The sequence below is a fragment of the Streptococcus parasanguinis genome (assembly GCF_019929185.1).
GTDB classification, from domain to species: Bacteria; Bacillota; Bacilli; order Lactobacillales; family Streptococcaceae; genus Streptococcus; species Streptococcus parasanguinis_O.
The window spans coordinates 36,086-54,622 of the sequence record NZ_JAHZPC010000014.1; the positions used below are offsets into that span (position 1 = coordinate 36,086).

19 protein-coding genes are annotated in these 18,537 nt (G+C 41.5%); 3 read left to right on the forward strand and 16 right to left on the reverse strand.

The window, feature by feature from the left end; genetic code table 11:
- Nucleotides 1-7: 7 nt before the first annotated feature.
- The 3 genes from K1I56_RS08310 to K1I56_RS08320 form a co-directional block, all read right to left on the reverse strand.
- A complete protein-coding gene (locus K1I56_RS08310; RefSeq protein WP_049472011.1) occupies nt 8-1,369 on the reverse strand; it encodes a sensor histidine kinase in 1,362 nt (453 codons plus the stop codon).
- Nucleotides 1,353-2,033, reverse strand: a complete 681-nt coding sequence (locus tag K1I56_RS08315; RefSeq protein WP_049472012.1) for a response regulator transcription factor — start codon at nt 2,031-2,033, stop codon at nt 1,353-1,355. The genes K1I56_RS08310 and K1I56_RS08315 overlap by 17 nt, the downstream gene beginning before the upstream one ends.
- A gap of 135 nt (nt 2,034-2,168) precedes the next feature.
- Nucleotides 2,169-2,708 (reverse strand): hypothetical protein, encoded by a 540-nt coding sequence (locus K1I56_RS08320; RefSeq protein ID WP_223325747.1) that lies wholly within the window; start codon nt 2,706-2,708, stop codon nt 2,169-2,171.
- A gap of 204 nt (nt 2,709-2,912) precedes the next feature.
- Between K1I56_RS08320 and K1I56_RS08325 the strand changes: the two genes are divergently transcribed.
- Nucleotides 2,913-3,446 (forward strand): biotin transporter BioY, encoded by a 534-nt coding sequence (locus K1I56_RS08325; protein ID WP_223325748.1) that lies wholly within the window; start codon nt 2,913-2,915, stop codon nt 3,444-3,446.
- 141 nt (nt 3,447-3,587) lie between these two features.
- Here the strand turns inward: K1I56_RS08325 and K1I56_RS08330 are convergent, their stop codons facing one another.
- Together K1I56_RS08330 and K1I56_RS08335 are read right to left on the reverse strand one after the other, a co-directional pair.
- Complete coding sequence (locus tag K1I56_RS08330) at nt 3,588-4,310, reverse strand: ABC transporter permease (protein ID WP_223325749.1); 723 nt, start codon at nt 4,308-4,310, stop codon at nt 3,588-3,590.
- A gap of 1 nt (nt 4,311) precedes the next feature.
- On the reverse strand, nt 4,312-5,268 hold the full coding sequence (locus tag K1I56_RS08335) for an ABC transporter ATP-binding protein (protein WP_214259819.1): 957 nt from the start codon (nt 5,266-5,268) through the stop codon (nt 4,312-4,314).
- A 106-nt stretch (nt 5,269-5,374) separates the two neighbouring features.
- Here K1I56_RS08335 and K1I56_RS08340 point away from each other — a divergent pair, with 106 nt between their 5' ends.
- Together K1I56_RS08340 and K1I56_RS08345 are read left to right on the forward strand one after the other, a co-directional pair.
- Nucleotides 5,375-6,085 carry a LytR/AlgR family response regulator transcription factor gene (locus K1I56_RS08340; RefSeq protein ID WP_049490908.1) on the forward strand — a complete coding sequence of 237 codons (711 nt, stop codon included), beginning with the start codon at nt 5,375-5,377 and terminating at the stop codon, nt 6,083-6,085.
- Nucleotides 6,085-7,362, forward strand: coding sequence for a sensor histidine kinase (locus K1I56_RS08345; protein WP_223325750.1), 1,278 nt, complete (start codon nt 6,085-6,087; stop codon nt 7,360-7,362). Before K1I56_RS08340 ends, K1I56_RS08345 begins: the two co-directional genes overlap by 1 nt.
- 472 nt (nt 7,363-7,834) lie before the next feature.
- Here the strand turns inward: K1I56_RS08345 and K1I56_RS08350 are convergent, their stop codons facing one another.
- The 11 genes from K1I56_RS08350 to K1I56_RS08400 form a co-directional block, all read right to left on the reverse strand.
- On the reverse strand, nt 7,835-10,378 hold the full coding sequence (locus K1I56_RS08350) for a M1 family metallopeptidase (RefSeq protein ID WP_223325751.1): 2,544 nt from the start codon (nt 10,376-10,378) through the stop codon (nt 7,835-7,837).
- A gap of 130 nt (nt 10,379-10,508) precedes the next feature.
- Nucleotides 10,509-11,162 carry a phosphate signaling complex protein PhoU gene (gene phoU, locus K1I56_RS08355; RefSeq protein ID WP_003003266.1) on the reverse strand — a complete coding sequence of 218 codons (654 nt, stop codon included), beginning with the start codon at nt 11,160-11,162 and terminating at the stop codon, nt 10,509-10,511.
- A 12-nt stretch (nt 11,163-11,174) separates the two neighbouring features.
- The gene (gene pstB / locus K1I56_RS08360) at nt 11,175-11,933 is read right to left on the reverse strand and encodes a phosphate ABC transporter ATP-binding protein PstB (protein WP_223325752.1); all 759 of its coding nucleotides are present in this window, start codon (nt 11,931-11,933) and stop codon (nt 11,175-11,177) included.
- A 29-nt stretch (nt 11,934-11,962) separates the two neighbouring features.
- Entirely contained in the window at nt 11,963-12,766 is an 804-nt protein-coding gene (gene pstB / locus K1I56_RS08365) for a phosphate ABC transporter ATP-binding protein PstB (protein ID WP_003006600.1), read from the reverse strand.
- A 10-nt stretch (nt 12,767-12,776) separates the two neighbouring features.
- Nucleotides 12,777-13,661 carry a phosphate ABC transporter permease PstA gene (gene pstA, locus K1I56_RS08370; protein WP_003006597.1) on the reverse strand — a complete coding sequence of 295 codons (885 nt, stop codon included), beginning with the start codon at nt 13,659-13,661 and terminating at the stop codon, nt 12,777-12,779.
- Nucleotides 13,651-14,562, reverse strand: a complete 912-nt coding sequence (pstC, locus tag K1I56_RS08375; protein ID WP_003003307.1) for a phosphate ABC transporter permease subunit PstC — start codon at nt 14,560-14,562, stop codon at nt 13,651-13,653. Before pstC ends, pstA begins: the two co-directional genes overlap by 11 nt.
- A gap of 16 nt (nt 14,563-14,578) precedes the next feature.
- Nucleotides 14,579-15,445, reverse strand: a complete 867-nt coding sequence (locus tag K1I56_RS08380) for a phosphate ABC transporter substrate-binding protein PstS family protein (protein WP_003006593.1) — start codon at nt 15,443-15,445, stop codon at nt 14,579-14,581.
- Nucleotides 15,446-15,552: 107 nt separating this feature from the next.
- The gene (locus K1I56_RS08385; protein WP_223325753.1) at nt 15,553-16,857 is read right to left on the reverse strand and encodes an RsmF rRNA methyltransferase first C-terminal domain-containing protein; all 1,305 of its coding nucleotides are present in this window, start codon (nt 16,855-16,857) and stop codon (nt 15,553-15,555) included.
- The gene (locus K1I56_RS08390; protein WP_155199461.1) at nt 16,858-17,628 is read right to left on the reverse strand and encodes an inositol monophosphatase family protein; all 771 of its coding nucleotides are present in this window, start codon (nt 17,626-17,628) and stop codon (nt 16,858-16,860) included. It abuts the gene before it with no gap.
- Nucleotides 17,618-17,896, reverse strand: coding sequence for a UPF0223 family protein (locus K1I56_RS08395; protein WP_003003480.1), 279 nt, complete (start codon nt 17,894-17,896; stop codon nt 17,618-17,620). The genes K1I56_RS08390 and K1I56_RS08395 overlap by 11 nt, the downstream gene beginning before the upstream one ends.
- 12 nt (nt 17,897-17,908) lie before the next feature.
- Complete coding sequence (locus tag K1I56_RS08400; protein WP_009732658.1) at nt 17,909-18,310, reverse strand: Spx/MgsR family RNA polymerase-binding regulatory protein; 402 nt, start codon at nt 18,308-18,310, stop codon at nt 17,909-17,911.
- Nucleotides 18,311-18,537: the final 227 nt, after the last annotated feature.

Here is an 18,537-nt window from a genome sequence, read left to right on the forward strand (position 1 = left end):
TTAAAGATTATGAACGATTTTTTTTACGACTTTCCGTCTTAATGGATAATTTCACTTCAAAGATGGTCCCTTTTGGTTTATTATCTTTGACTTGAATGGTCCCTTTAAAGGCTTCTACGATCTGCTTAGCGAGGGATAACCCCAAGCCAAATCCACCTTTTTGACGGGTTCTGGCCTTGTCGACCCGGTAAAAACGATCAAAAATCCGTTTCTTATCCTCATCTCGAATCCCTGGACCATTATCCAATACTCTCAAAAGAAGATTTTTATCCTTCAACTGGACTTCAAACTGGATCTCGCCATCTTCATCGGTATATTTCAAGGCATTGTCATAGAGAATGGTCATCAATTGCTTGAGGAGTGTCTTGTCAGAACAAATGACTTTGTCCACCTGATTATCTCCTCGGAAGAGTTTGTCATTTTCTTCCGCAATGATCTCAAAATTCGAGAAGGTCTGATCGAAAAAGCTTGGTTCGATATCTTCCATCTCTGGTTTCAAGCCGTCATCTCTTCGGGCAATGTTAAGAAGGTTGGTGGTCAAGAGCTTCATATTTCGAACTTCATCCAAGCTGGATGCAATATTCTCACTCGATTCCATAATGGTCGCTTCAGGCTTTCTAAAAAGCGTTTCGAGGCGATTTTGCAGAACTGCTAAAGGCGTCCGCAACTCATGGGAAGCATTTTCCACGAAAGCCTTTTGCTTTTGCATACTCTCAAGAAGGGGCTTGACGCTGAGACGTGCTAAGAAGAGGCTAGCGAATAAGGAGATTCCCCAGAAGCAGATCATGATGAGGGCGATTTGACTTTCGTGCTCTTCACTGGTCTGCTCTAGTTGACTGATATTGGTCATGACAACCGCATACTTGATGTCACTATCACTTTCATCATCAGATAAACTCAACTCTGCCATATAGGCCCGGTAACTTTCTTTTTTCCCATAGCTGTTTGTAATTTGGAGCTGGGAAACCTTGTTGAGGAGCTTTCGACCAAACGTCACCGTTTTGAAGTTTAAAAACCCATTACCGGTTGTCAAGTTTTCATATTTTTTATTGAGCAAAACAACAGTGGTATTGGATGTGACATCTCCTTTAGGTTCTGATTTATCATGATCTGGGATCATCATCTCATGATCATTATCATCTCCTTTGGTATTTGACTGTCGCTGGTCTCGATAAGCAATCGCTACAAGCGAGTAGGGATCCTGACTGAGAGTCTTGAGATTCTCATCGACCGTTGTATAGAGACTCGAGCGCATGACCTGGATGATTATCAAGGTCATGGCTGAGAATATCAAGGTGAAGAGACCAAAATATCGGATGAAGTAGGAAAAATCATCTTCCCCGACGGTTTTCTTAATCCTTGTTAACATCTTTTAAGATATACCCCACACTGCGCAATGTTTGCAAGCTCTCAACGAAATCAGTACCTTTTAATTTCTTACGAATTTTTGAAACATAGACCTCAACAACAGAGATGGTTGTGTCACTATCAAAGCCCCAAAGACGATCGAAGATCTGTGTCTTTGGAAGGATGACATTTTGGTTTTGAAGGAAGTAGACCAAGAGATCAAATTCCTTCCCAAGAAGTTCCACTTCTTTCCCATCCACATAAGTCGAATTGGTAGATAAATTGACCTTCAAATTGCCATAATTAAGGGTGTTTTCATTGACCTTTCCTGAGCGCTTCAAGAGGGCTTGAATCCGCATCTTGAGCTCTTCTAGGTAGAAAGGCTTGGTGAGGTAATCGTCTGCCCCCAGCTCAAAGCCGTGTCCTTTGTCATCCAGACTTTCTTTGGCTGTCATGATCAAAACAGGGGTTGTCACGCCTTTTTCACGCAATTCTTTCAAGACATGGAAACCGTCTTTTTCAGGAAGCATCAGGTCCAGCAAAATCAAATCATAGATCCCGCTTTCTGCTTCGTAAAGACCTTCTTCTCCGTCAAAGACCTGCATGACATCCGCAAAATCATCTAAAAAATCAAATACTGAATTTGACAAACCAAGGTCATCTTCGACCAATAGAATTTTAATCATTGTCGTATCCTCTTCTCTTTCGTGAGTGAGTCTTTCTAATCTATTCTTAACCATTATAACACGACTTCCCTTCATTTCCTATAGTTTAGAACTTGGTTTTATGATCAAATTCAGCCTGCCTGAGGAAGGCTAATCCTATGAGTTTGTCGTGTTTTCTTTCTTACTTTGACTATCACTCGTCTTATTTTTATTTTTTGAATTCTTCTTATTGGACTTTTTAGAGGAACCCTGGTTCCCTTCTTGTCCTCCAGATTGGTTCATGCCATTATCTGGACCATTCCCTTGTGGGCCACCATTGCCTTCTTGTGGCATCTGACCAGGACCGCCACCTTGTGGACCGCCTTGTCCTTGACCACCACCTTGAGGACCACCGCCTTGAGGACCGCCATCCTGTGGGCCACCATTTTGCTGGTTTTCTTGTGAAGGATGGCCAGTTTGACTATTTTGTTGCTGATTAGATCCTTGGTTCTGACCCGTTTGGACCGGTTGAGAAAATTGTTGGTTATTGGAGGATTGAGAGGCGATGACACCGACACCAAAGCCACTTCCAGCACCAACCAACAATCCACCAACTGCTGCCATGCTAATCCACCACTTAGGGCTTCGTTTGAGGACAACCATTTTTTCTTTGGATTCTTGCGTTTCGACTACTTGTTTTGTTTCTTTTTGATTCATCTTTTTACCTTTTATCTTTTTTACAAGTACTTGTCTTTTAAATTTTAAAGGGAGCTCGATCCTTTAAGTAAGGCGATTATACTTTAGAAGTCTTAAACAGGCCTAAATTTTTACTTAAAACAACCTAAAACGACTGGGACTATTGACAGGATGAAACCGATATTGTAGAATAGTTACCATAAAATAAAATAGAGGTTAACTGTTATGAAGAAAATCTTTCCTTTAGTGCTCATCTCCATTGGAGTAGCTATGATCTCCGTCCTATCTCAATTTACCCTTCCATTTGGTCCAATTCCTTTAACCCTGCAAACACTCATGATCGGGATTATCGGGACCATCTATAAACCCAGTCATGCTTTTGTCACAGTCTTCCTCTACCTACTTCTTGGTTTCTTAGGTTTCCCAGTATTTGCAGGTGGTGCTAGCGGTGCTTCGCATTTCCTTGGCCCTACTGCTGGTTTCCTCCTCTTCTTCCCATTCCGAGCATGGATCACGTCTCTATTTACAAATGCTAAATCCAGCGTGCTGACCATTTTCCTTGCAAATTTGTTCAGTAGTGCTCTCCTCTTTGTAGCTGGAGCTATCGGCTTTATGCTGGTCACGCATACCGATATCCAAAAAGCATTTGCTTTGGTCGTTGCTCCCTTTATCCTTGCCGACCTCATTAAACTGATCATCATCACGATCACTAGCAAAGCAATTTTTGCCAGCCTCAAACACCACTGGTATTTCAAATAAGATACAAAGGGTACAAACATACTAAAATAAGCAACATCTGAACACAGTTGTTGCTTTTTGTTGTAGGAATATCTCTTCAATTGAACTACTTTTAAATGGATTACTGTTTCGTAGAAGAACCTTCTATCTACTCTCCTTCCTTTATTTTTCCTTATAAAGAACTCTCAAGATCAGTAGCTGTGTTAGCAAAATCCAAATAATCAGAATAGTGAAGTCAAACAATGAGATGCAGTCATGGCCATAGACACTAGCTCGTAGGAGATTGACAGAAGGGACAAAAGGAAGAACATGGTAGAGATCGTTTATCCAATCTGGAAGACGACTTGCTGGGTACATGATTGGAGAAAACATCAAACCGATCATAAGAATTAACTGAGACATCAACGTGACAATATTGGGAGAAAAAGTATACGCAATGGCAAATCCAAGACTGATCATTGTAAGACAGATTATAAATAGGATGAAAACAGCCAGAATAGATACATTTAAGCGGACAGAAAAACGAAAATAGCCCAGTATAACAGAAAGGAACACTCCAGGTAAAATAGCAATCATCCACATCCAAAGATCTGCTAAGGAAATCAGAATTCGAGGTATTGGAAGAGCCCGTACATAGTCTACATGTCCTTCTGACTTCGCATTTGCTATAACAGGTGATGAGATAGTACAGCCAATAGAAATAATTCCTATCAGAACTGAACCAGAAGAGAGATAGTAGGCAGCTGTCGTATCAATTTTACCTATCACCAGTGGATAACCAAAAAGAAGTGAAATAGATAACAGAACCTGAGCTAGCGTAAAGAGTAGAAATAGATCTTTTTGACGAAGATAGTTCCAACGAAGTAAGTAAAAAAATTGAGTCATATCAGTTTGTCAACTCCTCTCTATAAAGATCTGAAATGGATATGTTTTTCTGAGTAAGTGACAGATTGAAAATATTCTTTCTATCCAATTCCTGTGTGATTTTTGGTAGCAGTCTCGTTAACTCCTTCTCTTCTATTTCAATCTGGCAGATCGAACCATTGATAATGGTGTAATCTTGAAATAGAGCTAAGCTATCTTTATTCCTAAACTCAAAAGATATTTGATACTGTTTTTGATAGGTTATTTGCTGAACTGGTCCTGATTTGATTAACTTCCCATGGTTAAATAAGGCATAGTTGTCAGCATATTTTTCAACTTCTAAGAGATTATGCGTCACGATAATAATGGTATGACCTTTATGCGCTAGCTTCTGTAATAATTGCCATTGTTTTTCACGACGTATTGGATCAACATCGTTCGTCGGCTCATCAAGAAGAATGATGGTCGGAGATCCGATTAAAGCCATTGCAAAAGAGGTCAGACGCTTTAAACCACCTGAAAGGTCCTTTCCTTGTTTTGCCCGGTACTCCTTAATTTCCAACTCGGTTAAGAGCTGATCCATTTCTTTTTGCAAATCCAAGGTGTTTAACCCTCTCATTCTTCCAAGCATTTCTATGTTTTGTTCCACCGTCAATTTCTCAAGTGGCGCATACTGTTGAGACATATAGCTCATCATTGAGCGAGCTCGTTTACGATTTTGAACAAAAGAAATATCTCCATAGCAAACGTCTCCTTGATCAGGTTTGGTAAAACCAATCATTTGATTTAAGAGGGTGGACTTACCAGCGCCATTGTGTCCTAAAAAAGCTGTAATTTTAGCAGCTTCTATTTCTAAGGAAATATGATTATTAGCAAAATGTTGCTTATCGAATGATTTTGTCAAATCTCTAATAGTCAGTGTCGCAAATGTCTTCATCTCATCACTCAAGACTGAGAAGATTTTCCCAGCTTCCTTCATTTTTGATAAGATTATTGTATAATAAACATATGACTTTCCAAGGTTTACGTCATGATTTACCATTTTAGTGTCATAATTAGCCAACTCAATTTGATAAGGGGGACTTATGTTAAACGTCGTTATTTGTGATGACTCAACTAGAGATGCTAGTCAGTTAGAACAGTATTTACTTTCTTACGACAAGGTTCCTGTAGAAACAAAACTATATACCAATCCACAAAAAATGCTAGAACAATTAACAAGGGATACTCATTGTGTTTTTTTGGATATTGATATGCCAAAAATTACTGGAATTGACCTTGCTCGTGAAATTCGGCAGTTCAATCCTTTTATCCCCATTATTTTTGTGACTAGCTATCGTGATTATATGGAACAAGTTTTTGAAGTACAGACTTTTGATTACTTAGTAAAACCAATTGAACCTCAAAGGCTAAATAAGGTAGTAGATAGAATTTTACGTTATTTAGATTTAGGACAAACCATCTTTAACTTCTCATTTGGAAAACAAAGTTACTCTATTCCTTTAAGTGACATTACCTATTTTGAGAAAGATAAGCGTTCCGTTTTTATTTACACACTAGCAGATACCTATAAGTCCTTACTGAAAACCCAAGACATTCTAGATAAACTACCTGATTATTTTATTCAAATACATGCTTCTTATATTGTAAATCCTAAATATATCAAAGATTTTGATACGAAAACAGTGACTATTTTGCTAAATGGAACCGAGGAGCATTCACTTCCAATTAGTCGTAAGTTCCAGTCTTCTTTTAAAGAAAAATACTATAACTACCTAAGTGAAAGGAATTTCTAATGCTAATAGGATTGCGGATCATTAGTATCTTGTTCGACTTATTTCTGGCAAGTGTTTTATTTTTTAGGCCAATATCCAAAAGTAAACAATCAAAAGAGACACTTTTAGTCCTTTGTTGTTGCTTTCTTTTTCATGTGGCTCTTGTGTTTATTTTTTTAGAAAGTCGCGTTTTTTTAGTGAGCAATCTCCTCCTTAGTATTGTAGAATCCTCTCTTGTAGGACTCTATTTTGGCTACTCCTTTCGTGATTCTTCCTTTTGGATATTCATACAGACAAGCCTGACATTATTAGCAGGAGCTGTCCTCAATCAAACTATCCAACTTTTTCTTCCACTGTCAAAAGTATCGAAAAATTTAGGACTGATTAGTGGTTACCTTGCCATTAGTTTTCTTTTTTCAACCGTCATAACACTTGTTCTTCGACAGTTATTTCGAACACATCAAAAGTTAGGCATGGCAACATCTAAAAGAAATTGGCTGTATCTATTTATCGTGCCGATTTTATCGATTATTTTTGCCTTTACTGTATCAGCTATTCAAGGGCAAGTATTTGGACCAGATTATCTTTCTGTCATTTCACTCTTGTCTCTTATTGTATTGTCGTTTTCCTCGCTTTATTTTACCCTACATCTTTCTCAACAACAGCACGCTTATTATCAAAATAAATTAGATAAAGAACAGCTTCAATTCCAATTAAGAGAAACACAACAGTCTCAAGAGGAATACCAACGATTGCAAAGTCTTCGGCATGACTTAAAAAATAAACATTTAACTCTGTTGGCACTTCTAGAAGAAAATCCAGATGAGGCTAGAGAGTATCTTCACTCGTTAACCGATAGTATTTCAGGAAAACAAACCTTTTACTCCAAAAATCCAACAATTAATTTTTTACTGAATCAAAAACTGCACGATGTGGAAGATGAAATTGAATTGGAAATTGACTGCTTTGTCCCTCAAGAATTATCTATTCAGCCTGATATTCTAGCTGTTATTTTAGGAAATTGTTTAGATAATAGTATTTCAGCCTGTCTTCGATTAACTGATAAATCGGAGAGAACATTGGCTCTAAATATACGTTATTTTCAACAAAACCTATTTATTTCGATCAACAATACCTTTAATGAACAAGAACAAGAGACTCGTAAAACACGTCAAAGAGATGGTTGGGGCTTACGAAACGTTGATGCTCTAGTACAAGAATACCAAGGAACTATCAAGCGATTCAAAGAAAATGGCCGCTATCGAACGGAGATTCTCTTACCAAGTCCAATAAACTAATGATCCTTCTCCTTCAAGGCCTTATTCAGGTAATTTATAAAAAAGAGGCTAGGCAAAATCTGTCCAGACTTTGATGTTTGATAGAAGTAACAGTGAGACGCAGTGGTTGATTGCTTAAACCGCTACTTTGAGGTGGAGGATAGAACTTGTGAAGCAAGTTCCCCAAGTCTTTGTTCGCTTATTTAGCTCCAATGATAAGGAGAACAATATTTCCTTGATCTGCATCCTCCAACACTCTCCCAGACTGTTGGAACTATACGCAGGTGGAAAAATTGAAAAGGTGTGGGGAAGCTTTTTTCAACCTTTTTTATTTTGCGGACTTTTTTCCCACTCCATTAGGATATTGATAAACTATTTTCGCGGTCATCCTTTATCGAAATCTTCAGCATCTTCCTTATTTCAAAAAAGAAAAATAAAAAGACTCTTAGAGAAGTTTGCAGATCTGCAGAGCCTTCTCTAGGAGCTTTTTTCTTTATTTTGTAGCTAGAAGCGCTGCTTCAACAGCTGCTTTCTCACGGTCGATCAGATCGATACGAGCGGCGATTTCCTTGATTCCCATCTTGATATTGCGGCTAATCGCCATATCATCCAATTGAGGTTCAAAGAAGGCCTTGTATTCATTCAACCGTTCACGGGTCTTGAAACAGTTAGCTGGGTAGATAACAAACTTATCAAAGCTCATATCACCACCGAGGGCTTTCTTGACCCAATCCCAGTTTTCACGCGCCCAAGTCCAAGTTCTTCCTTGGGTAAAGTCATCGTGTAAGAAGTTGTAGTACCAACTCATAGCCAAGTCCTGAGGTTTCACCACATCCTTGTTCTTCCACTCCTTCAATAGAGCTTCCAAAGTTTCCTCATCCTTGGTATAAGAAAGTGCAGCCGCCAACTGGCGTTTAAAGTTCCCATCTACTGTCTTAACATAAGTATCCAGGTATTGTTGGCTAAGCTCCTTGGTTTCCTGGTGCTTGATTTGGTTGACCAAGATTTGCAGGCGGATGGCAGCTGGAAGTTTTTCCAAATCATCTGCATGTGCTTCAAAGATAGTGCTCGCTTGAGCTTTTGCAGCTTCATCATTGGCCTTGATCATATTAGCAATCATTAGCTGACGAACTTTTTCGTCTTCTTCTGTTTCACCAGGCTTAGCTTCTAGACCCAAGCGTTCAAAGTTGTAACGGTTCAAGCGTTTCAACAACTCATGGAAGGCAGCTTCTGTTTCAGTTCCTTCATCCACAAAGAGACTGATTCCAGCTAAGACGCTCGAAACAGCTGAAACAACCAAGTAGGAACTTTCTTCTGTCAAGTGTTCAATCACTGGCAAGAGGCTTGCATAAGAAATTTGACCACTTTCAGCTAAAAGACGACGTTCTTGAACCACTTGTAATTTTGAAGTGCTATCCAAGCTAGCAAGGTCAGCAAGGATGTCTTCCAACAATTCCCCACGGTAGTCACTGATATAGTGAGCTGTATTTTCTGTATTGAAGCGAAGAGCTCCGCTGTTAGCTGCTTTCAAGGCACTGTAGTTTGGAATTTCTAAGACTTCAGTTTCCAAGGTATCTGGAATACCCGTCCAGTTGCTATTTAACGGAACAACCCACTTGCGTCCTTTTTCTTCTCTATCTCCGATGAAGAACTGCTCTTGACGGATGATCAAGGTATCGTTTTCCACAGAAGCTGAAACAACAGGGTATCCTGGTTGCTCCAACCAAGAATCCATAAAGGCTGCGACATCACGACCTGAAGCTTGCCCAAGAGCATCCCAAAGGTCACGACCGATAGTATTGCCGTATTGGTGTTTTTCAAAGTAGATCTTCAACCCTTTGCGGAAGGCGTCATCGCCTAACCATCGACGAAGCATGTGCATAAGACGGCTACCCTTAGCGTAAACGATTGCTGGGTCAAAAAGAGTGTTGATCTCGTCTGGGTGTTTGACTTCCACATGGACGGATTGAACGCCATCTGTAGCATCGCGTTTCAAAGCAGCAGGCACTCCAGTTGTTTGGAAGTCTTCAAAGATATTCCAGCTTGGTTCAATGGCATCCAAGCTGACATATTCCATCATATTGGCAAAGCTTTCATTCAACCAGAGATCATCCCACCATTTCATGGTCACGAGGTTTCCGAACCATTGGTGAGCCAATTCGTGAGCCACCACCAAGGCTACTGTTTGACGGCTTTGGGCCGTAGAGTTTTCATCTACTAGAAGGTAGACTTCACGGTAGGTTACCAAGCCCCAGTTTTCCATCGCTCCTGAAGAGAAGTCTGGAAGGGCGATATGAAGGGATTGAGGGATTGGATACTTCACACCATAGTAGTCTTCATAAAATTCAATAGCACGAACGGCAATATCCAATGAGAAGTCCAAGTTTTCTAATGGGTGAGCTTTGGTAGAGTAGACACCGACTAGGGTTCCATTCTTGGTCTTAGCTGTCACTCCTTGAAGATCTCCAGCAGCAAAGGCAAGGAGGTAAGAAGACATCCGTGGAGTCGTATCAAACTTCCAAATTCCTGTTTCTTTGCGGTTTTCCACATCGATTTCAGGCATATTTGAAAGGGCGATTTCACCTTCTTCTTGGTCAAATTTCAAAGAAAGATCGAAAGTTGCTTTGGCTTCAGGCTCGTCCACACTTGGAAAAGCTTCACGCGCAAAATGGCTCTCAAACTGGGTAGAGAGGACTTCCTTCTTCACGCCATCAATGCTGTAGTAAGATGGGTAAATCCCTGTCATATTGTCTGTGATCTTACCAGAATAGGTCAGAGTAACTGTCACTTGACCTGTTCCTTCCAATTCAACATAGACTGCTTCATTGTCATCATCAACCGTAAATGGACGGGCTTGACCTGCTACTTCTACTGTTTCGATGGTCAAATCCTTTTGGTGAAGCGAGATGCGAGTCTCTTTTGCCTCTCCGCTAATGGTCACTTTCCCTGAGAAAGTTTTACTAGAGCGGTTCAAATCTAAGAATAGATCGTAGTGCTCAGGTACAAATGTATCAATAAAATGTGCAACTGCTTGCATAATTTCCTCCTTTAAATGTTTCACGCTTTTCCAATCAAAAGCCCTAATAAAACTATTTTATCACAAAGTTGGGATAAAAGAAAAGACAAGCATGACAATGCCTGTCTGAGATCGAAAAGACTTCATGGTCTTACATTTCGATAATTTTACCTGTTTCAAAGTAAACCACCCACTCACAGATGTTTTTTGCATAATCTCCGATGCGTTCCAAGAAGTTGATCACTTGGAAATAATCCCGTCCAGTCACGATGGACTCTGGATTTTTCCGAATTTCTTCTGTTGCTAATTCTTGGATGCTATCGAAGTAATGGTTGATGACTTCGTCTCGTGTCGCAACTTCATAGGCCAAATCCACATCGCCTTTGAGGTAAACATCAAGTGTCGCTTCGACAAAATCTTTGACTTCACGGCCCATCTTGCTGATCTCTTCCTCAACAGATTGAATACGGACTTCCCCTTTCATGCGAATGGTTGCCTTGGCAATTGATACTGCGTGGTCCCCCATCCGCTCTAAGTCAGAGACCGCTTTTAAGACAGTCATCACGACACGAAGGTCTTGTGAAACGGGCTGTTGAAGGGCAATAATCTCAAAGGATTTGCGCTCTAACTTCACTTCGTAGTCGTTGATCTCCGCATCATCTTCGATAACTTGGCGGGCCAATTCACGGTCATGGGTAACGAAAGCGCGGACCGTACGGTTGATCTGACTCAACACTTCATTTCCCATTGCATAAAACTGGTTATGCAACTTCTCTAAATCTTCTTCAAATTGAACTCGTAACATTTTATTTTCTTCCTATCCAAATTTACCAGAGACATAGTCTTCTGTTTCCTTCTTAGCTGGGTTCAAGAACATTTCATTGGTGTCATTGTACTCAATCAAATCGCCATCCAAGAAAAAGGCTGTTTTATCAGAAATCCGACTCGCTTGCTGCATGGAGCGTGTCACCAAGAGCATGGTGTAGCGGTCTTTTAGTCCATATAAGGTTTCTTCAATCTTCCCAGCTGAAATCGGGTCTAGCGCTGAAGTTGGCTCATCCAAAAGAATAATCTTTGGACTGGTCGCAAGAACCCGCGCCACACAAACCCGCTGCTGTTGACCACCGGAAAGTCCGATAGCCGAATCATGCAGGCGATCCTTGACTTCATCCCAGATGGAAGCGCGTTTCAAAGAGGTTTCAACTGCTTCATCCAAGACAGCCTTGTCCTTGACACCATTAATCATCAATCCGTAGGTCACATTATCATAAATGGACATTGGGAAAGGATTGGGCTGTTGGAAGACCATTCCGATTTCCTTACGCAATTCGACCGTATCGGTCCGTGGTCCGTAGATATTATGTCCATTGTAGAGGATGGTTCCTGTGGTAGTGACCTCATGGTTGAGGTCGCCCATACGGTTAATAGCTTTTAAAAGGGTAGATTTTCCTGATCCTGAAGGACCAATCAAGTCTGTAATCTCCTTTGGAGCAAAGTCCAAGGAGACGCTATTTAGAGCCTTCTTTTTATTGTAATAAACCGACAAGTCCTTGACTTGCAAAATTGGTTCTGTCATTCTATTTTCCTTTTTGTTGTCATTTTACTTTATCCAAAGTGACCAGATACATAATCGTTGGTCGATTGCAATTTCGCATTTTGGAAAATATTCGAAGTCTTATCGTACTCGATGAGGTTTCCAAGGTAGAAGAAACCGGTATAATCACTAGCACGGGCTGCTTGTTGCATGCTGTGGGTCACGATGACAATGGTATAATCCTTCTTCAACTCAAGCATGGTTTCTTCTAATTGAGCTGTCGCGATCGGATCAAGCGCTGAAGCAGGCTCATCCATGAGTAAGATATCTGGCTTCACAGAGATAGCCCGCGCGATACAGAGCCGTTGCTGTTGACCACCTGAAAGGGTCAGGGCTGATTTATGAAGGTCATCCTTGACCTGATCCCATAGGGCTGCCTGTTTCAAAGAAGTTTCGACCAATTCGTCCAAAATCTTCTTGTCTTTCACCCCAGCGCGTTCATGCGGGAAGGTGATGTTTTTATAAATCGATTTGGCAAAAGGATTGGGCCGTTGGAAAACCATCCCAATGTGCTTGCGCATTTCATAAACATTGATATCTGGACGATTAACATCGATTCCTTCATACCAAATTTCCCCCGTTACACGCGCAATATCGATGGTATCATTCATCCGGTTCAAACTACGGAGGTAGGTTGATTTCCCAGATCCTGAAGGACCGATCAAGGCTGTAATCTTATTCTTTTCAAACTGCATGTCGACGCCTTTAATGGACTCGTTCGTTCCATAATAGACATGCAAATCTTTGGTCGATAGGACCACCTTTTCTTCAGGAAAAGTAATGATGTGTCTCTCATCCCAATTGTATTTTGACATTTCTTCTCCTTTAAGCAGATGTTAGTTTTTTATGGAGGTAACTTCCGAGTTTACGTGCTCCAAAGTTAAAGATCAAGATAAAGATCAAAAGAACTGCGGCAGAACCGGCTGAGACTTCGATCGAGTCTGGGATAGTTCCTTCACTGTTGACCTTCCAGATATGGACAGCCAAGGTTTCAGCCTGACGGAAGATCGAAATTGGACTGGTCACACTAAAGATATTCCAGTTTGACCAATCAAGGGCTGGAGCCGATTGACCTGCTGTATAGATCAAGGCAGCAGCTTCCCCAAAGATCCGTCCTGAGGCTAAAACGACCCCAGTGATAATACTTGGAAGAGCTTCTGGTACCACGACATGAATCACAGTTTCCCAGCGAGACAAGCCCAATGCTAGACCTGCTTCGCGCTGTGTATGGTGGACGTGCTGCAAGCTATCTTCGATATTGCGAGTCATCTGTGGCAGGTTAAAGACGGTCAAGGCCAAGGCCCCTGAAATGATCGAAAATCCATATTTAAACTGGACAACAAAGACCAGGTAACCAAAGAGACCTACAACGACAGATGGCAAAGAAGACAAGATCTCAATACAGGTACGAACCAAATTGGTCAAGCGACCTTTTTTAGCGTACTCAGAGAGGTAAATCCCAGCTCCAAGAGAAAGTGGGAAGGAAATCACCAAGGTAATGACCAAGAGGAAGAAGGAATTATACAATTGAATTCCGATCCCTCCTCCTGCTTGATAAGAAGAAGATTTCCCAGTCAAGAAGTGCCAAGATACATGGGGCAAGCCACGGACCAAGATATAAAGGATCAATGAGGCAAGAATCGCAACGATGATCCCTGAAATAGCATACAGCACTCCTGTTGCAATTTTATCCATTCGTTTAGCGTGCATAGTTCTTCTTACCTCTTTCTTTCGTAATCAGTTTAATCACACTGTTAAAGGCAAGACTCATGAGGAGCAATACCAAGGCAAGTGACCAAAGAACATTGTTATTGACCGTACCCATGACGGTATTTCCGATTCCCATGGTCAAAATAGAGGTGAGGGTGGAAGCTGGTGTTGTGAGCGAGGTTGGTACCACTGCCGAGTTTCCGACCACCATCTGGATAGCCAAGGCTTCCCCGAAGGCACGCGCCATTCCAAAGACAACCGCTGTAAAAATTCCTGAGCGGGCTGCCTTGAGCGTGACATGCCAAATGGTTTGCCAGCGGGTCGCACCCATGGCCATACTAGCTTCCCGGTAATGACGGGGCACAGCTCGGAGGCTATCGGTCGTCATAAAGGTGACAGTTGGCAGAATCATAACAAAGAGGACAAAGACCCCTGAGAGAATCCCAAAACCAGTCCCACCAAAGAGACTACGCGTAAATGGGACGACCACTTGAAGGCCAATGAATCCGTAAACAACTGAAGGAATCCCCACTAAGAGCTCAATGGCTGGTTGCAAGAAACGAGCTCCTTTAGGAGAGACTTCTGTCATGAAAACTGCTGCACCAATGGCAAACGGCGTTGCCAAGAGGGCAGAAAGCAAGGTTACAATAAAGGAACCTAGAATCATTGGTAGGGCTCCGAATTCCTTTGCAGCAGGATTCCAAGTACTCCCAAATAGAAAACTAAAGATATTGACTTTATTGACAAAGAAAGTCGATAAACCTTTTTGGGCCACGAAAATCAAAATCATGGCAACGACGACAACAATCAAACTCATACATAAAAAAGTAATGGTTTTCCCAAATTTTTCTAGGCGGGAGTTTTTTGATTTCGTCAGCATTTTTTTTGCTACTTCGTTCATTTTTTACCTAATTCTTTTATTTTTTTGTCACATTCCCTTTTAAATCACGGGTGACTTTCATATCATTGATTGGGATATAGCCCATCTTACCAACAACCTTTTGCTGGATCTCATCGGTCATCATGTAGTCAATGAATTTTTTAGACAACTCATTGGGTTTTCCCTTGGTATACATATGTTCGTAAGACCAGATGGGCCAGTTATTGTTGACGACATTGGCTTTGGTTGGTTGATAACCATTGAGCTTCATAGTTTTGACACTGCTATCCAAGTAGGTAAAGGCTAGATAAGAGATGGCTCCTGGCGTTTGAGAAACGATATTTTTCACCATTCCATTAGAGTCTTGCTCTTGGGCCTGCTTGGGTTGTTTGCCATCCATGATAATGGCATCAAAGACAGCACGGCTACCAGAACCTACGGCACGGTTCACAATCGTGATCTCAAGATCTGGACCACCTAACTGCTTCCAGTTGGTATATTCACCTGTAAAGATCTTTCGCAATTGCTCCGTTGTCAAATTGTCGATTGAGATATTTTTATTGGCAATGATGGCTGTTCCTGCTACGGCTACCTGATGGTCGACCAGACTAGAGGCATCGATCCCAGATTTTTCCTCTGCAAAGAGGTCACTATTTCCGATGTCCACAGCGCCTGATTGAACTTGTGAAAGTCCTGTACCAGAACCTCCTCCTTGTACATTCACAATCTTACCAGGATGTTCTTCAATGTAGCGATCTACTACTCCTTCAACCAAGGGTTGTAAGGCAGTCGATCCGACAGCAGTGATGGATTCTCCGCGATTGATCCAAGAAGCACAAGCAGATAAACTTCCTGCTAATACGATCGTTGCTAGTCCTAGGATCAGCTTTTTAGACTTTTTCAAATCATGTCTCCTTGATATTTCACTATTTCACTTATGATTTTGACAAGTTTTTTTCAAAAAAACCTGTACTTCCACTATATCATAGAACGAGTTCTTTGCCCAGCATTTTACCTAAAACGAAGCCCCTTTGGATAGAAATTTTTCAGGGTCTGTCCGGTCACTTTGGCAAAGCCCAAACCATTGCCTTCAACCAGGACCTGGTACCATCCATTTGGATGCGTTTCCTTCAATTGGACCGTCTCTCCCGCCACATAATGAACAAAGTCCTCAGGCGTGATCGAAACGGTCTCTTTGACTTCACTCGGTCTCAATGCTAGACCAAGGGCAAAACTAGGTTCAAATCGATTTTTCTTAAAGGTCCCTAGATGCAAACCATTTCGAGCGATTTTTACTTTGCGCAAATCTGGTAAACCAAGTGGTACCAAGTAGAGTTCGTCCCCAAAGGTTTCGAGGACACCTTCTAGAGTGATCTTCAAGTGTTTCTTAGCAAATTCCTGCCACAATTTTTTTTGTTCAGCAGATAATTGGTCCTTTTTGGAAGGGATTTTAGCAGGCCGATTCTCTCCTAGATAACGGAACTTAGCAACAAATTGTCCCTCCCCTTTAAAGAGATGAGGATACATGCGCGCCGTTTCTGGATGGTCAATGCCTTCTGCCATACCATTGATCTTCTCGATCGTTTCCAGCTCCAGATCATAGTTTTCCAAAAGCCAGGATACGACCTCTTCATTTTCCTCTGGAGCCCAGGTACAGGTTGAATAAACCAAGGAACCACCTGGAACCAACATCTTGAGAGCATCCTCTAGAATTTCTCTTTGAAGAAGACTACACTCTCGAGGATAATCGATGGACCAATAGTCCATGGCATCTGGTTGCTTACGGAACATCCCCTCACCTGAACACGGGGCGTCTAGTACAATCAGATCAAAAAAGCCTGAGAAAACTTTGGCCAGACGATCGGCAGACTCATTGGTCACCAGCACATTTCGCGCACCAAAGCGTTCTACATTCTCTACAAGAATTTTCGAACGACCCTTGTGGATTTCATTGGAGACCAAGAGTCCCTGATTGTCCAAATAAGACAAGAGCTGGGTGGTCTTTCCACCAGGAGCTGCGGCCAAGTCTAAGACCTTCATTCCTGGCTTAGGCTGGGCGACTTGGGCCACTATCTGAGCTGCTGGTTCTTGCGAATAGACCAAGCCCGTCGCGTGCTCGATGGATTTTCCTGAGACCTTTCCATAATGGCCCCAAGGGGTATTGGGAATCGGATCATCAAATGCTTTTTGAGCTTCTTTCAAAGGATTAGTCCGAAAGGCCGATACTGCTTCTTGTTCAAAGGTCGCAAAAAAAGCAGCAGCATCCTCACCTAGAAGATGCTGGTATTTTTCTTTAAAACCATTGGGAAAATTCATTTAACTTCTCCCTTTCTTAAGATAGGTTTGAATTTCTGTTAACTTCACTTTTGGAACCATCATAATGGGTTCCACTGACTGGTAATTAGGTTTATCTCCATTTAGATTTAAAACGGTATAGCCCAACTGTTCCCCCATGATCGCAGCTGCGGCATAATCCCAAGGCCAGATATAGCTAAAATAAGCTAGAATCCCACCTGAGAGAATTTTTGAAAAACTAATACCGGCACTTCCGTAGACCCGAATGCCAAGAGAATCCATACCAAGATCGGCCATACCCCAGTCATTTTTCTCAAGCATGCCGACATTTGAAGCAATCAGAAAGTTTTCCAGAGGTTGGTCCACAAAGGGTGTCAGTTCAACCTCATTGCGATACACAGGGAATTCTCCACCCCCATAAAAAAGGTTATCCCGCATCACATCGTAGATCAGGCCAAACTGACCAATTCCGTCTTCAAAATAGGCCACCATCACCGCAAAATCTTCCTTTTGGGTCACAAAATTATTGGTCCCATCAATAGGATCAATCACCCAAACGGATCCTTCTGAAATTGGGGAGCGAAGGCCATCTTCCTCCGCAAAAATCCGATCATCTGGGTAGCGATGTGTGATTTTTTCAACCAAATCCTTTTGAACCTGTTGGTCCATCTGGGTGACTAAATCTGTCGGCCCAGTCTTTTTTGAGATCATCAAGTCATCATGGAGATGAAGACGCAAGTAGTCTCCAGCCTCTAAAACGATTTGTTTGGCAAACTCTAATTTATTCTTCAAGAGAAAACCATCCTTCCTCTTTTTGCTTTGCAGCCTGGGTCGCACGATAGAGAGAATAACCGCTCACTTCTTCGAACTCCCGTCCAAGACGCTTTTCTTCTCCGATACTAGGCACGACCTTCTTAAAAGCGCGGTAGGCTTCCATGTATTCTTTGGCTTCTACCTTACTTTCATAGGCTTCTTCAACTTTATTGAAAAAAGAAAGCACTGAAGCAAGCTCTTCAGTGCTCCACGATAAGTCCAGTGGGTAACTATAATTTTTTTGCATTCGACATACTTCTTAGTTTATTTCTGCTCTTAGAGTGGCAGAGCGTAACTCTTGTTTGCGATAACTCCGTGGCAAGAAGGCCCGAATTTCATCTTCGTTAAAGCCAATCTGCATGCGTTTGTTATCTAAAATAATCGGTCTCCGCAAGAGACTTGGATTTTCCTCAATCAGATGGATCAAGGCTGAGATGGATAAATCTTCAACATCAACATCCAATTTTTGAAAAATTTTTGAACGAGTTGAAATAATGTCGTCTGTTCCGTTTTCGGTCAAGGCCAATATACTTGTCAACTCCTGTTTGCTCAAAGGACTTGTCATAATATTGTGTTCTTTAAATGGAACATCGTGCTTTTTTAACCAAGCCCGAGCTTTTCGACATGATGTACAACTCGGCGATAAAAATAATGTAATCATGTGGTTCACTTCTTTTTTTATATATAACTATCTGACTCTATTATACAAAAAAAATAGGTGCTTGAAAAGCGCTTTTTTGATTTCTAGACGATTTTTCTGAATTTCAGTGGAAAAAAGAAATCCCTTTCATTTTTCCCAAGAAGAGGCCCGAAAAAAGAGAGTGGGACAGAAATCGGTAATTCGTTAGAATTCGATTTCGTCGTCCCACCTCCGCACAGTTGAGTAGG